A 14,057-nucleotide genomic window follows, 5' to 3' on the forward strand; every position below is an offset into this window, starting at 1 on the left:
ATTATACCATTCGGAATGGAGCGTTTAAAAGACACCTTTTGCAGATTTCGCAATTGCCTTTGGCTGCTGAAGCGATAGTCCTTCTAATAACCAACGAAGCTCTTGTTGTGAAAGATTTCGTACTTCATTTTCGTCTTTCGGCCATTGAAGCTTGCCGTTATCTAATCGTTTATAAAGCATGGCGAAGCCATCACCATCGAAGTACAAACATTTATAACGATCTTTGCTCCATCCAGAAAACAGAAAGATTGAATCGCTATATGGATCTAACTCAAATGAATCTTGAATAAGCGTAGCGAGGCCGTCAATTCCTTTACGCATATCCGTTTTACCACAGATAATAAAAATATTTTTAACGCTCGTAAAATCATGTTTCACCGATTGCTCAACTCCCTCATGATGACTTGTATGATGCGATCATCTACGCCATTGAAGAAGGAAATTTCAACACCAGCTGCTTTAATCATGCAGTTGGGGAAATGGCTTTGAGATTGCGGTACAACAGATGGAAGGGTGTCGTGGATAGGATCTAATGTCACGGGGACAATGGTTAATTTTGTGGTTGGCATAAGAATGGCACCTCCTTTGATTGATACGTCTATCGTACCGGAGGTGCCTACGCGTTTAAATGCGCTATTTGATTACGGGCTTACTTTTTTCCACTGACTATTGGCAAATGAAAATAAAAAAGCCCGCATTCATCTTAATTAGAATGCGAGCCGTTTAAAATATTCAAATTTTAATTGTATGGAGGTTTTTAGAACCATTATTTTTCCCTACTTTTCATTTGATTAATTTGTATTATAAATAAGAATAGTGCGATAATCAAGTTGAGTATTTGGATAAACTTTACATTGATTAGGAAGGAAGGTTCAATAGATGTATACAGTTGCTGAAGTATGCAAGAAACTAGGGTTAGATCGTCAAACTGTAGAAAGAATGTGTGAAAAAGGAAAGTTCCGTGATGCTCATAAAAATGAAAATGGCTTGTGGCTGATTCCAGATTATAACTTCATCACATCTCGAGAGCAAGACGAAAGAGCAGAAGAAGTATTGCGGCAAATTAATAGAAAAAATCGTGGTGGTAGGGATGAAACTGAAATACCCTATATTCCAGCAAAAATAGTCGCTGATTATTATGGGGCTACATTAAAAAAGTGATAAAATAGGAGGTCTATATTCCTTCTACAGAAAAACGATTTATATTAGTCTAGTCAACACTTTTCCGAGATTGAAATAGAGTTAACACTTCAATGAATAACCGTTGATATAGCAACGATTTGCATAGAAAAAGTGTTGACATTACCTACTTGATTTCCCCTTTAAATAACAGCAAGTGTTAACACATTTAGATTAGGGAAATATGAAATAACATTCTTCTATTTCGTTTGTTTCCACACCTTATTGCCCCTGGTTGCAGAACAAATTTTAAAACTTCCTATCCTCTTTATAGAGATTGAAGAATCCTGAAAAGATGAGCTTATTCCGCATAAGGCTCGGCTTATTTAACTATGTACCGAAACTCTATCTTTTCAGCTTTTAAATCTACATTTTCTTTCTCCCAACCATACTCTAGCCAGGAAGCACATTGTCTATATTTCTCTGTATGTGAATTTGACCACCATGTTGGATTCTTTCTAGCAGTTGGAGGCAAGTCTCTTTTTATTAAGTATTCAATCTCTTGGAAAGTTAAAGTTGCCCTTGTAACACCTTTTTCTATTAAACTTATTAAATGTTGACTAAGAGGATAATAGTCAGAGGAACTGTTCATCATTATTCCTTCTTTCAATTTTATTAATTTATGGTAGCACAAATATTTAATCTACATAAGTAATGAAGGTGTTGTGATTGATAGTGAATAAATGATGTACTATCTGCTGAAACTGTTATGCTTCTTTTCATATTGACTTAATGTAGGAAATTCATTCTGATTAATAAAGATATAATATTTTCGCAAAGCATTCTGAATAGAACCATTTGAGTCAATTAGCTCTCTCTTAATTCGCTTTAAGGTTTCATACATCTTTACATCATCTCTTACTATTTCATCCAAATTAACGTGAAATTCAACTTCTACTTTTCTTGCTTTACTTAGTCTGGAACGCACAGCCTTATCCTTACTATCAATCTTTCCGTCATTAACAAGAAATTTTTCAAAATCTTTTTCCCTCATATAGACCTCTCCTATTTCATTAAAATTTGAAAACATTCTACTATCTGGTTTTAGTATATACTAATTTTTTGTAGCTAGATTAAGCAATTGAAAGGCTAAACACTGTATTTAACTCCCTCTGTTCAAACATGGTTGCCGAAAAAATTGCGAAATACAAAATAATTGGTTCTATGTTATGTTAATAATTGAAGATTCAAAAGAAAGGAAGTATGAAGCAAATGGTTGGTCGTAATGATGAATGTCCTTGTGGAAGCGGGAAGAAATATAAAAAATGTTGTATAAATAAGAACCTAAACGAAAAAAATTTATGGAAAGAACGAGCTTTCGTCTTAGGCACTCCGTACCCTTATAATGAGAAACTTGTAAATACTTTCTTAGCTGTATTTGATCACTCAGTTAAAGAGGCTTGGCGTGGTGCATGTCATGGAGTTTCTAGCATTCTCTATATCCTGTTGAAAGAACAAGGTATTGATTGTAAGCTACAATTAGGATTCGTGAAAGCTGAGTCAGTTCCATTCCCTTTCTGTCACTCTTGGATAACTATTGATGGAGAAATTTTTGACGTTGGCCTATATCGTTCAAATCCTTCTATTCTTAGTCCAAATGAATATTTAGAAGTATCTGTCCCTATTTTCAAAGGAGTAAATCTTGAAACAAATCAGCCTTCACAGATTCAATTTGGTGTTTTCACAGAACGTGTAGATAGAATTTATGAACAGCTATCTCGGATGACAATGGGTGAATATTTTAATGGATGGCCACTCCATAAAGATGGTTTTTGGGGTGAAATCATTCAAATTGCTAAAAAGCTAGATTTAACGGTGAAGATACAGGAACTACAAGAAAAATATTCAGATGAACTCTATAAAAAAGCATAATTGAAATAATATTCCCTCATTTTTCTGGGGGAATATTAAGTAAAAAAATTGATCTAGGGTAGCAATTACTTTTTTCTAATTCTTTCATCATCTTTAAGTCGCTGGTACGCCTTACTCTTCAAAAATCGTTCTGGGTTTTTTCTTATAGCTTCCACAATTTTTCCTTTTTGGCTTTCTGAAATTTTCTCTCTCGATTCTCTAAGGTTCTTTGCCACGGCAAAAAGCTCATTAAACACTGGTGAAGATACAGTATGATTTGGCTGTCCCATATTAAAGAATCCTTTTTCCTTAACTAAGGTATTTTCCCAGACTTCTTCAACGTCCTTTTTTAATATTGTAACAATTAATATCCCCTGAAGATTTAAAAATACATATGATGAGTCGGGGTTATGGTTAATGTAAGTATAACCCACAACACTTCCCCCAATGGCAGTATGTAAATCAAATTCACTGGTATCCCCAGATACTTCCTTAATAGGACCAAAAAAGAATATATGATTTTCAATATGACCAAGGTCTTTTCTTTCTCCAAGAAGGAATTCACGCATGACTTTTTCTGCTTCAATTAAAGTACCTAAATCTATAATATCAATATTTTGATCACGCACAAATTCTATGATATCAAGATAAAGGCTTCGCCAACTGACTGAAGAAATGAAGTAATTAAGCCATTGTCCATATTCCACAACATGGAGATTATCTGAATGATATGGATGATAGAATTTATTAGCAAAAGTTGTTTCATTTCGACTGAATCTATCTTCACAGACCCCACACAACATCGCCTGTTTGTCACCGTCTTGAATAACCCTGTTTGGTTGGGATGCCATTCGCATATTACCTGTGGGTGAATTTTTCTTCATCGACCTAAAAACAAATTTAGGGATAATATGACTTTTTTCTAGTTCCCTTTCTTCTTGACATAATGCACAATTTCCCATAAAACCCCTCCCCATTTCTTCTTATCCTTGACAATATACAGTTCGAAATAGTCAAAAGGAGCTTCGCATGAAGTCATGCTCTTCTCAAATAGGCACAATAACCAATGATTTTTAGATTAAATTTATTAATTGTTTAAAAAAAGAACGTCTTAGACGCTCTCTTTTTCAATGATTCATTCTCTTTAACAGACCACTCAACTACGCCATTACTAAAGACTAGAAAACTTACACACAAGGTAATTGCTTGCAGTACGATTTGTGTACCTTTAAGGCTTGTAAACAGTTCCTTCATAATAACCACCCCTTTATATTGTATTGTTGAGAGTTGCTCAACTGAGCAAGGAACCTGTGCCGTCTGAACAAGCGGGGGAGCCTGTTAAAAAGAACAATTACCTTATTCTACCATACGAAAGTCTTTTTAATCAAATTATACTCTATCATCAATAAAGATATATTTTTGACAGCAATGACTTAACCATCTCTATTTAGAGAAATTTATTCAAGAATTAGTCCAAATAATGTCTGCAGCTTTATTTACAATCTGACTAGAATTACCCCAAATTACATCAAAACCATGTTTTTTATAGAAATGATCGAGCTTATCAAAATGATCCTTGTCTGTATGAGAAATCCAACCTGAAATTGTATTTACAGAATACTGTATAGCAAAACTGACTAATGAATGGAGTAAAATTGATCCGTAACCCCTTCCTTTATTTTCTCCAAAAACCTCTATATCACCTATCTCTATTGTATCATCGCTATAGTAAGTAGCACTCAATCGGATTCGGTTCAAAACGATACCTTTTTTATGAATTACTTTAAGGTCAATAAAAAACGGTCCGAATTTTTCTTCTTGATCAAAAAAAGTGCGGTAAACTATGATATGCTCATCATTTTTATGTAAAACATTTAAAATAGATTTCTCCGGGTCTTCATCAATTTTCCTAATTTCCGTTTCTAACACAAAATTTATATCCTTTATCTTATCTTTTGAATATTGTCTTTTGTTCCTTTGTTTATCTAATTCAAATAGAAAATCGAACATATATATACTCCTTCGCTACCTTTTTCTTGTGGTTCTCCAATTAAAAATATCAATACTTATGCACCTTATAAATTTAACATAAAAATACAACTCTTTGTTCTCCCTTTCTAACAATAAGTATTTCAAACTTTAGCTTCTGTTTTGAATTCAAAATTGTAAAGGAACAGAGGGAGTGGAAACCTGGATGGAAACTAAATACAAACCTGATGACTCTCCAGATGAATGGAGTAGAAAACCCAACTGAATAAAAAGCAAAAGACTGGTCCTTTATATGGCTCCAGTCTGAATTTGTATTTAATTTACGATTTAAAGGCTATTAAATTGATATAATCATTCAATCGAAACTCTCGACTATTTTGCCAATCACAGACAAAACCTTCTAATTGAAATATATCTTCGAAATCATCACACAAATGAATCAATGTTTCAAAGGAATTTCCATAGAAACTAATTAATCCCTTTATAGATTTTCCATACTGAACAATTAAAATTTTATGTGCTTTATCAGGAAATGGTATAACAAGATTAGTTTGCTCTCCCGACAATACAGCAAACTTGTTTTCTCCACCATTTACAATCCAATCTCGCAAAGGATTAAAACGATCATTTAATACAAAGTTTTGTCCCTTTACAAAAGCAAGATAATTGAAAACTATTTTAGCACACACTCTAAAATATCTGTCATCAAATTGAATGGACTGCTGTACTCTTATCTGCACAGTGCCATAATTAGGTGATTGGTTATCAAATGGCTTTTGAGTAAGTAACCTTTCTACAAAATCACTAATACTTGACTCCAGTTCTATATTGCTTAGAGCTACATGCCATTTACCATCATGCAATCCAAGTAAGAACTCATCCGAATCTAATCGTTCATCTTGATACAATTGATACCTTCCACTATATTTATTCAAATTCTTTTCGAAATCCGCAACTTGTTTATTTACCTCCCCAAAAGTTCTATCAGAAATAAACTGACAAGTTCCATTCACATTCATTTTAATTTGTGAAATACTGTAAGGATGACCTAAACTAATATAACCAAATTCAACATTCCCTGACTCATTCACACCATTCATTAAGGAAACCGCTGATTTTGTGGCATGTTTACGATCCAATTTCCCTCTTTTACCAGGTCCATAGATTTGACGAGGTAGGGCAATGAGGGAATTTCTCATAAATGGAAGTTCCATTGCCGAAAACGCATTGTTACAATCGTGACTTACATACTCAACAGGAAGTTTCTGAATACCTCCTATTCCAGCTGGAAAGATGTGCTCTCCAGAAGAAAAAATTACTTCTGGCTCTGTTTTCTTCAAATAAATACAAAACCTCATGTTCTTATTGTCCCTTCATTACTTACCCTTCCTATACAACCCAATATTTATTGATATCACAGCTTACACTACAGGAATAAGTGATAAAAATTTATCTCCTAAAGTATTTTTACAAGCAAGCTCAATCAATGAATGATCAACATCCCACGTAAATGTAGATGAATAAGTTAGTAAAGGTGAGCTATTTGAAGAATTCTCTATATTCATGGGAGCTATAAATCTATCAGAAACCTTTAATATCTCTTTTGGCAATTTTAAAGCCTCTGAAGATGATAAAAATTTACTGCTCCCTTCAATTAATTCGATGGAAACCGTTCTTGTTATTCTGCTATTTGAATCATCACTTTTACTTGATTGGATAATATCCTTTAGTTCCTTGAGAAGTGAATCGCTTGCAGATTCATCACTAATCTTACCCATAGCATTTTCAAAGTCCAGAACTCTATAAATTGGGTTATCCTGTAGACCATCGAAATCAAAATCTATAAGCATTGAACGTAATCTGCTTTTTAGCTCCTCACTACCAGCAATATCATTGGTATAGAATATAGTTCGTTCCTCAATAATATCGAACGGTAATCTTGTTCCCTTTTCACAAATTAGAATCATAGGTTTCCGCATGGTATATCTAATCCCTACCTCGTACATAACATTTGGATTAAGCCCAGTCAAATTGGCGATAACCAACTTAGCGGAATATAGGTTATTAATAACCTGGGAGTTAATTGATCCAGGTTTGGTAATTCTATGGGCAACCCTCGGCTCCAAATTGAATTCTTCCAAGATTGGCTTTAAGACTCCGTCTGTAATACCATCAGCATATCTTCGTTCAGCTGATTCATCCGCTCCGATGGGAGTAACTACAAAACAAATATCCTTGTTGATTTCCTCCATTCCCACAAAAAACACCTTCTTTCATAATGATATAAATTTAATTATAAATTAAAAGCTCTTAATACATATAGTTTAGCTTAACCGTCAGATGATTTGAAACTCAAATTGTTAATTGTAAATCTACAATTTCTGTTTAGTTAGAACCATCTCCTCCTCCTCAACCTCTCATATACCGTTATAGATTCGCTTTCAACTCTCTATTTAGCCACCTTCGCATGTTTTTGTTTACAATCGTTTCTCCTTCTCTACATTAGATAAAGATATACACCCATCTACTATGTCCCCACCCAAAAATTAAGTTCCAACCCCCATCACCGCTCTATTCCCCTCAATCCCTTCTCCTAAAAGGGCTCACGCCCTATTCACCCGTTTACTCTAAATTTCTTCATAAAATAATTACGTTCCCGCTTTTTCCGCATTTCCACTCGAATTTGTAACGTTTTTTCACTGATTTTGAGAAAAAAATTACGTTCCAGAGTAGACGAAGGAGATCGGATTTTGAATAAGTTCCTGATCTACTTCTACAATTGAAAAACTAACGAAAAAACCAGATAAAACGCTGAAAAACATTCGACTCTATTATGTGTGGAAACCAACTGAAAAGGAATAGGAGATGGATTGAACCCTTATTGGACAAGGCTTGGAGAGGCATAGAAATGAGAGAAACGAATGGATTCCGATTGGAAACTAATTGAAATGGAGATTGAACTGACATTGAATTGGGGTGGGATTTTTTCCGATTTTGGAAATAAAAAAACCGAAGGTCTGCCGGGAAAAGTACCGGAAAACCTTCGGAATTGGAACGTTCTTTCATTTAAACATTTTTATATTGTTAATGTTATTTTGATTGAACCCACCATAAATTACTAAAAGGATCTACAAAGCCAGCCATAGAACCACCTTCTCCATCTTCCATGACTTCCATAATTGATGTTGCTCCTGCTTTAATGGCCTTTTCATAAGTATCTGTTACGTTATCAACATAAATATACATTTGGACAGGGACTAAACCATCATTCTTTAAATCTCCACATACTCCTGGTCCACAACTCCCATCATGAGATGTATCAGCGAAATAAATGATGCTTTCTCCAATTTTCATTTCTGCATGAATAACACCCTCTGTGTCTCCTAATTTATTTACGTTAATTACTTCCGATTGAAAAACATTCTTAGTAAATTCAATAAATTTTGAAGCACTAAGTACCATAAAGTAAGGTACGACTGTTTGATTCATTTTTCGATTTTGCATAGGTATTCGCTCCCTTTAAATAGATTTCTATAAGGCATTCATTATTTAACCTTATATTTCCATAGTACAATATTAATGCAAATGCTAATGTTTAGTGTTTTTTTCTTTTATATTGTTGTATCCTATTATAAAAACCCGTCATTAACTTTAACTTTAATTTATAAGGTTAAGAGAGGAGATTTCTATGAAAGGAATTGAAATTGCTAAGAAGTTGAATATAAGCACAAGTGCATTAAGACATTATGAATCCTGGGGACTGATTCCTGTCGTCGATAGAGCAGAAAATGGGTACAGAATTTATACCTCTGTTCATGAAGCCTATTTTCAATGTATTCGTGCATTATTGCCCGGCTTTGGTATGGATTTGATTAAAGAGATCATGCCACTTATCAAAAATGGACAAATTGTAGAGGGATTATGGCTGATTAATAAAGCACAAGTTAATCTCTATACTGAAAAAGAAACCGTACAAAAAACGATTGAAATACTTGATTTAAAAGAACTAACGGAAATTCCTGATTACAGTAAGAAAACCTTTTTTACAATTGGAGAAGTTGCAAAAGAAGCGAATGTATCCGCATCTGCTATTAGACATTGGGAAAAGGAAGGGCTAATCAACCCTGAAAGGCACAAAGAGAGTGGTTTTCGTCTATATAGTCCATCCGATATTCGAAGGGTATTGATTATCCGAACTGTTCAAAGAGTCGTTTACTCATTGGATATAGTTCGTGAAGTATTATCAGACCTTGAAAACAACAACGTTGCTCAGGCTAAGCAAATGGCTTTAACATCATTGGAATACATTGATTATGCACTAACAGAGCAAGTACGAGGGATAGCATCTTTACAAAATTTATTGGATGTTGTGTCTAAAAAGAAAAATCAGGAGGAGTAATAGAGAATAATCTTATTTAAAAGGAGACTATATGCACTCGGATTTTTTAATCTTAGAAAAAAAAATCCGAAGGTCTGCCGAAAAAATACCGGAAAAACCTTCAGAGTTGGAACTTTTCTTTTCTACACCCACGATTTCAGTTTAGTTCTTTCTCTTTTCTCACACATTCCACCTTTTGGATTATATATTACAAACTAAACTTATTTCTTTCTTCTACCTATGTACAACCCAAATAAACCCTTCCGATTTCCCCCACCTCAAACCCGCATTCTTCCATTCGAGTTAAAATAAAGATTTCCGACCGAACCCCAATTTTGCCCCTTTTCTGATTCAAAAATGACCGTTTTTCGCCTGTTTTTCCGCATTTTTTTCACGTTTTTTCGGGAGTTAAAATAGAAATCTCCGAGAATGGAAGGAAGAAATAGCGGAGATAAGAATTCTGGAAAGAAGATAAAACATAGAGAAATGATTGATTGAGACCTACGGTCTCTTATTGAACAGCTGCCTGAATGTACTATTGAAAAACGCCTGATACAGCAAGGGTTTAGTAAGATTGAATCCTCATAAAACTATTGAAAATATATTGATTTTCTATTGAATTAAACAAGAAAAAATCCCGGGTTCCTATTGAGGAAAAACCGGGATGATATTGAAACAAAATTGGAGATCGGAAATGTTATTTTAACTAAAATCGATCCTGAATCGGAAATTTCTATTTTGGTTCGGAAGAGTCTTTTATTGTTTTACACTTGTAGAACAAGCTCTGCCACACACTCCACATGCATCGTCTGCGGAAACATATCCACAGGCTGTACTTCCAGTGTTTTATATCCTCCATCTTCCAATACACGCAAATCTCTTGCTAATGTCGCTGGGTTGCAGGAGACATACACTACTTTTTTCGGTTTCATTTCGATAATAGTCTGCAGCAATGCACTGTCGCAGCCTTTTCTCGGTGGATCGACTACTAATACATCTGCTATATTTCCTTCTTTATACCAGTTGGGGATAACTATTTCTGCTTCGCCAACTGCAAAATCCACATTGTGGATATCATTTAATTCCGCATTTCTGCGGGCATCTTCTATTGCTTGTGGAACAATTTCGACTCCAAATACTTTTTTGGCTTTTTTTGCAAGGAAAAGAGAGATGGTTCCGATTCCGCAATATGCGTCAATAACGTTTTCTTCTCCTTGTAGTCCAGCATATTCCAATGCCTTATCATACAAAACCTTTGTCTGTTCTGGGTTTACTTGATAAAAAGAGCGGGCAGATATTGCAAATTTTACATTGCCGATATAATCCGTTATTGTTTCTTGTCCCCAAAGTACTTTTGTAGTATCTCCCATAATCACATTTGTTTTTTTATTATTCACATTGTGGATAATCGATTTCACTTCAGGAATATCTTCAACAATTTCATCCACAATTTTCTTTTCATTCATTAATTTATTTGTACGAGTTATCAACACAACCATGATTTCGCCTGTTACTAATCCACGTCTTGCCATAATATGACGTAAATCACCTTTATGGCGGCTTTCATCATATGCACGCATACCATATTTATTGCAGATTTCTTTTACCTTTTTAATAACGACATCATTTTCTTCTTGTTGAATAAGGCATTCTTCCATGTTAATAATTTGGTGGGAACGCTGTTGATAAAAGCCCCCAATCAATCCGCCTTCTCCCTCACCAATCGGAACCTGCACTTTATTTCGGTAGCGCCAAGGTTCATTCATACCAAGAGTTGGATGTACAATCGTATCAATTTTTCCAATTCTCGTTAATACATCCTGCACTTGTTTATGCTTTATTTGCAGCTGTCCTTCATAACTTACATGCTGAAGCTGGCAGCCTCCACATGCTTTATAGATAGGACATGGGGCTTCCACTCTGTATGGGCTTTTTTCCTTCATCTCCACTAAACGGCCAAATCCATAATTTTTATTCGTTTTCACTACTCTTACTGTTGCTTTTTCACCTGGCAGACCATTGGGGATAAATAGTGGATAACCATCCACCTTTGCTACACCGGCGCCATCATGTGTTAAATCTTCAAATACTATATCTATTGTATCGTTCTTTTGAACTGGTAATGTTCGACTCATATGCTTCTTCCTTTACCTATTGTTTTCCATTCAGAAATGTGGAAACGCCTTTTGACCAGTGCCTTTTACTTTTAGAGACATGTGGGCTAGACGCTGTAGATAGACATCGTTCTAACTTAAAACTTATTTGGATAAGCGACAAAAACAAAACTCTCATTATACATTGGATAAAAATAAATCATACCATAAAAAGGAGCGGATTATTATAGGAAGTTTTTTGGAAAGGCAATGATTAGAGGGGGATTATTACAAAGAGAGTGAGCTGCTTGTTTGCTCACTCTTGTGGTTTTATTTATTGTTCTATATTTTTTATCTTTTCTGGATTATCTTCATCTCGAATTTTATCAATTGGAACAAACACTTCAAAGTGGCGGTATAAATTAATAAATTCTGCTGGAAGCATGCCGCCTAATTCCCCATCCAAATTTAATTGCACCGTTTCATTGGAAGTAATTTTTATATGATTGGCATTTGCATAAATAACGCCTGGATCGTTAATATGCTCCCCGCGAATGGCCATTGTAGCAATCCGAATAAAGTCTGCAAGATTTGCTTTTTTTAAGATAAGCAGCGAAAACAAGCCATCATTAATAGAAGCACCTGGAGCTAGCTTCTCAAACCCGCCGACAGAGTTGGTTAACCCCACTAAAAAGAGCATAACTTCCCCTTCAAATAGTTTTCCGTCGTATTCAATCTTCACATTAGTCGCTTTTAAAAAAGGCAGCATTTCAATTCCCTTTAAATAATAAGCAAGTTGTCCAAGCATCGTTTTCAGCTTGCTTGGCACTTCATATGTCAATTCTGTTAGATGTCCGCCGCCAGCGATATTAATAAAATATTTCCCATTTATTCTGCCTATATCCATTGGAATGGTATCGCCTTTTGCTATTATATCTGCTGCTACTTCTATATCTCTTGGAATATGTAATGCTCTTGCGAAATCATTTGTTGTGCCTACCGGAATAATTCCTAGCTTTGGACGATATTCTTGTTCTGCTAATCCATTCACTACTTCATTAATAGTGCCATCACCACCAGCTGCAACGACAAGGTCATAGCGCCTCTCTACTGCAATCTTGGCTGCTTTTGTAGCATCTTCTGGACCTATTGTTGCGTGGCAGGATGTTTCATATCCTGCATTCTCTAATTTCTTTAACACTTCTGCTAAATGCTTTTTAAAGGCTTCACGACCTGAAGTAGGATTATATATAATTCTTGCTCGTTTCATATCCATCATCCTATTTTTCAAGATTTCAATCCGTACTACCAACTATCATCATAAACGATAATTGCATCTTTAGGCAATATTTAGTAGTCTTGACTATCTCTGCAACTATCATTTAATACGTTTAATAAAAGAGTATATTTTTCATCTCCATTATACCCTCTTCTTGCTTTTTTCAACCAACTATCTTCGTTGCTTTCTTTCCATAAAAATTAAACAAACGTTTGATTAAAGCTCTCTAATCCCTGCCGCTGCTTACTTTTGCCAACATACCGATATATTTTATACAAGAAGAAAAGACCTACACCGAAATAGATCTTTTCCAACTATAAATAGATTTTATTTATTTATTAAATTTAAGCTGCCTCCATTAATAATATGAATGGCACCCTGTTTTTTACCTTTGACATAATTTGCTTCTGTTAATGTATCTAATTCATTCAGATTTTCTTTATTTTTATTTAAGATTTTCCACTCAGCACGATCGTCAGCTAATATTTCTGTATCTTTAACCGCTACTTCTACATTATCCGTATCAGCTAAATTCAAATGAAGAGACGTTGTATTAGAGATGCTCCAGTCATTCTTAAGATGCCTTGGATTAACCGTTAAATCATCATTTTCACCCAAAATTTCTACCTTCACATCGGATGGGATAAGAATAGTTGACTGTATTGATGAATACGAGGAAGAAAATCCATTTAAACGAACTGGCAAATCTTTTAGTTTAAAGTAAACCGTATCTCCTTTTTCATTAACTAATACATAATCTTCTGATTTTTTTATTCTTATTTTATCCTCTGTATTATCCGTTCGGTATGTACCAAACAGGGAAACGTTCTTCTCCTCTGTTCCTTCTATTGATAAGGGACTGCTTTGTCCTTCTGTCTCGATAACCACTCTCTTAATCCCGCTCTTTATTTTATAATCAAAAGCTGGTAGTTCCATTGTTACCTCTTCTTTTGTCAGTTCCTTTTCCATAAGATCTAATAATCCAGTTGACTGTAAAAAAACAATAGCTATTCCTGCAGTTCCAATTATGCCAACAATAATGATACTGAATAAATCAAAATTCAAATATGGTTTTTCCTGTTTAGATGTAAACAAATACAGCAGTATTTCCATTCCAAGTACAACTAAAATGATCGGCCACCAAACCTTTAACACCGTTGTTAGTTCCCAGTCTAATAACTGTGTTAATAAAAGAAAAATCCCAAGGAAAAGCAGCGATAACCCCATTGAAAATGTACCAACACGCCATGTTCTCAATTTTTGTTCCCCCCTTGTTTCTATAAGAGGC

15 protein-coding genes are annotated in these 14,057 nt (G+C 34.7%); 3 read left to right on the top strand and 12 right to left on the bottom strand.

Features of this window, described 5'->3' with window-relative positions; translation table 11 throughout:
* Positions 1-24: 24 nt before the first annotated feature.
* Both tnpB and AC5LWL_RS21275 read right to left on the bottom strand, forming a co-directional pair.
* Complete coding sequence (gene tnpB, locus AC5LWL_RS21270; protein ID WP_493436165.1) at positions 25-378, bottom strand: IS66 family insertion sequence element accessory protein TnpB; 354 nt, start codon at positions 376-378, stop codon at positions 25-27.
* On the bottom strand, positions 375-569 hold the full coding sequence (locus AC5LWL_RS21275) for a hypothetical protein (protein ID WP_493436166.1): 195 nt from the start codon (positions 567-569) through the stop codon (positions 375-377). The genes tnpB and AC5LWL_RS21275 overlap by 4 nt, the downstream gene beginning before the upstream one ends.
* Positions 570-879: 310 nt before the next feature.
* Here AC5LWL_RS21275 and AC5LWL_RS21280 point away from each other — a divergent pair, with 310 nt between their 5' ends.
* Positions 880-1,161 carry a helix-turn-helix domain-containing protein gene (locus AC5LWL_RS21280; protein WP_493436167.1) on the top strand — a complete coding sequence of 94 codons (282 nt, stop codon included), beginning with the start codon at positions 880-882 and terminating at the stop codon, positions 1,159-1,161.
* Between the two features lie 340 nt (positions 1,162-1,501).
* On the opposite strand, the gene AC5LWL_RS21285 is transcribed toward AC5LWL_RS21280, so the two are convergent.
* Together AC5LWL_RS21285 and AC5LWL_RS21290 are read right to left on the bottom strand one after the other, a co-directional pair.
* Positions 1,502-1,774, bottom strand: a complete 273-nt coding sequence (locus AC5LWL_RS21285) for a DUF7662 domain-containing protein (protein ID WP_493436168.1) — start codon at positions 1,772-1,774, stop codon at positions 1,502-1,504.
* A 96-nt stretch (positions 1,775-1,870) separates the two neighbouring features.
* Positions 1,871-2,173, bottom strand: a complete 303-nt coding sequence (locus AC5LWL_RS21290) for a hypothetical protein (protein WP_493436169.1) — start codon at positions 2,171-2,173, stop codon at positions 1,871-1,873.
* A 218-nt stretch (positions 2,174-2,391) separates the two neighbouring features.
* Here AC5LWL_RS21290 and AC5LWL_RS21295 point away from each other — a divergent pair, with 218 nt between their 5' ends.
* On the top strand, positions 2,392-3,051 hold the full coding sequence (locus AC5LWL_RS21295; RefSeq protein ID WP_493436170.1) for a YecA family protein: 660 nt from the start codon (positions 2,392-2,394) through the stop codon (positions 3,049-3,051).
* A 65-nt stretch (positions 3,052-3,116) separates the two neighbouring features.
* On the opposite strand, the gene AC5LWL_RS21300 is transcribed toward AC5LWL_RS21295, so the two are convergent.
* The 5 genes from AC5LWL_RS21300 to AC5LWL_RS21320 form a co-directional block, all read right to left on the bottom strand.
* Entirely contained in the window at positions 3,117-3,992 is an 876-nt protein-coding gene (locus AC5LWL_RS21300) for a hypothetical protein (RefSeq protein WP_493436171.1), read from the bottom strand.
* 499 nt (positions 3,993-4,491) lie between these two features.
* Positions 4,492-5,040 (bottom strand): GNAT family N-acetyltransferase, encoded by a 549-nt coding sequence (locus AC5LWL_RS21305; protein WP_493436172.1) that lies wholly within the window; start codon positions 5,038-5,040, stop codon positions 4,492-4,494.
* 299 nt (positions 5,041-5,339) lie between these two features.
* Entirely contained in the window at positions 5,340-6,359 is a 1,020-nt protein-coding gene (locus AC5LWL_RS21310) for a hypothetical protein (protein WP_493436173.1), read from the bottom strand.
* A gap of 81 nt (positions 6,360-6,440) precedes the next feature.
* Positions 6,441-7,277 (bottom strand): hypothetical protein, encoded by an 837-nt coding sequence (locus AC5LWL_RS21315; protein ID WP_493436174.1) that lies wholly within the window; start codon positions 7,275-7,277, stop codon positions 6,441-6,443.
* Positions 7,278-8,109: 832 nt separating this feature from the next.
* Positions 8,110-8,523: a VOC family protein gene (locus tag AC5LWL_RS21320; protein ID WP_493436175.1), complete on the bottom strand. Its 414-nt coding sequence runs from the start codon at positions 8,521-8,523 to the stop codon at positions 8,110-8,112.
* Positions 8,524-8,707: 184 nt separating this feature from the next.
* Here AC5LWL_RS21320 and AC5LWL_RS21325 point away from each other — a divergent pair, with 184 nt between their 5' ends.
* Positions 8,708-9,418, top strand: coding sequence for a MerR family transcriptional regulator (locus tag AC5LWL_RS21325; RefSeq protein ID WP_493436176.1), 711 nt, complete (start codon positions 8,708-8,710; stop codon positions 9,416-9,418).
* 743 nt (positions 9,419-10,161) lie between these two features.
* Here the strand turns inward: AC5LWL_RS21325 and rlmD are convergent.
* From rlmD to AC5LWL_RS21340, 3 genes are all read right to left on the bottom strand, one after another.
* Complete coding sequence (gene rlmD, locus AC5LWL_RS21330; RefSeq protein ID WP_493436177.1) at positions 10,162-11,532, bottom strand: 23S rRNA (uracil(1939)-C(5))-methyltransferase RlmD; 1,371 nt, start codon at positions 11,530-11,532, stop codon at positions 10,162-10,164.
* A 292-nt stretch (positions 11,533-11,824) separates the two neighbouring features.
* The gene (locus AC5LWL_RS21335) at positions 11,825-12,760 is read right to left on the bottom strand and encodes a diacylglycerol kinase (protein WP_493436178.1); all 936 of its coding nucleotides are present in this window, start codon (positions 12,758-12,760) and stop codon (positions 11,825-11,827) included.
* Between the two features lie 336 nt (positions 12,761-13,096).
* Complete coding sequence (locus tag AC5LWL_RS21340) at positions 13,097-14,026, bottom strand: hypothetical protein (protein ID WP_493436179.1); 930 nt, start codon at positions 14,024-14,026, stop codon at positions 13,097-13,099.
* Between the last annotated feature and the right edge of the window lie 31 nt (positions 14,027-14,057).

Source organism: Niallia sp. WK069_GA_01 (genome assembly GCF_983173855.1).

What these genes read in the sequence shown, in the direction of transcription:
- AC5LWL_RS21275 (WP_493436166.1), bottom strand. Translation starts at nt 569, where the DNA reads ATGCCAACCACAAAATTAACCATTGTCCCCGTGACATTAGATCCTATC.
- AC5LWL_RS21280 (WP_493436167.1), top strand. Translation starts at nt 880, where the DNA reads ATGTATACAGTTGCTGAAGTATGCAAGAAACTAGGGTTAGATCGTCAA.
- AC5LWL_RS21285 (WP_493436168.1), bottom strand. Translation starts at nt 1,774, where the DNA reads ATGATGAACAGTTCCTCTGACTATTATCCTCTTAGTCAACATTTAATA.
- AC5LWL_RS21290 (WP_493436169.1), bottom strand. Translation starts at nt 2,173, where the DNA reads ATGAGGGAAAAAGATTTTGAAAAATTTCTTGTTAATGACGGAAAGATT.
- AC5LWL_RS21295 (WP_493436170.1), top strand. Translation starts at nt 2,392, where the DNA reads ATGGTTGGTCGTAATGATGAATGTCCTTGTGGAAGCGGGAAGAAATAT.
- AC5LWL_RS21300 (WP_493436171.1), bottom strand. Translation starts at nt 3,992, where the DNA reads ATGGGAAATTGTGCATTATGTCAAGAAGAAAGGGAACTAGAAAAAAGT.
- AC5LWL_RS21305 (WP_493436172.1), bottom strand. Translation starts at nt 5,040, where the DNA reads ATGTTCGATTTTCTATTTGAATTAGATAAACAAAGGAACAAAAGACAA.
- AC5LWL_RS21320 (WP_493436175.1), bottom strand. Translation starts at nt 8,523, where the DNA reads ATGCAAAATCGAAAAATGAATCAAACAGTCGTACCTTACTTTATGGTA.
- AC5LWL_RS21325 (WP_493436176.1), top strand. Translation starts at nt 8,708, where the DNA reads ATGAAAGGAATTGAAATTGCTAAGAAGTTGAATATAAGCACAAGTGCA.
- rlmD (WP_493436177.1), bottom strand. Translation starts at nt 11,532, where the DNA reads ATGAGTCGAACATTACCAGTTCAAAAGAACGATACAATAGATATAGTA.
- AC5LWL_RS21335 (WP_493436178.1), bottom strand. Translation starts at nt 12,760, where the DNA reads ATGAAACGAGCAAGAATTATATATAATCCTACTTCAGGTCGTGAAGCC.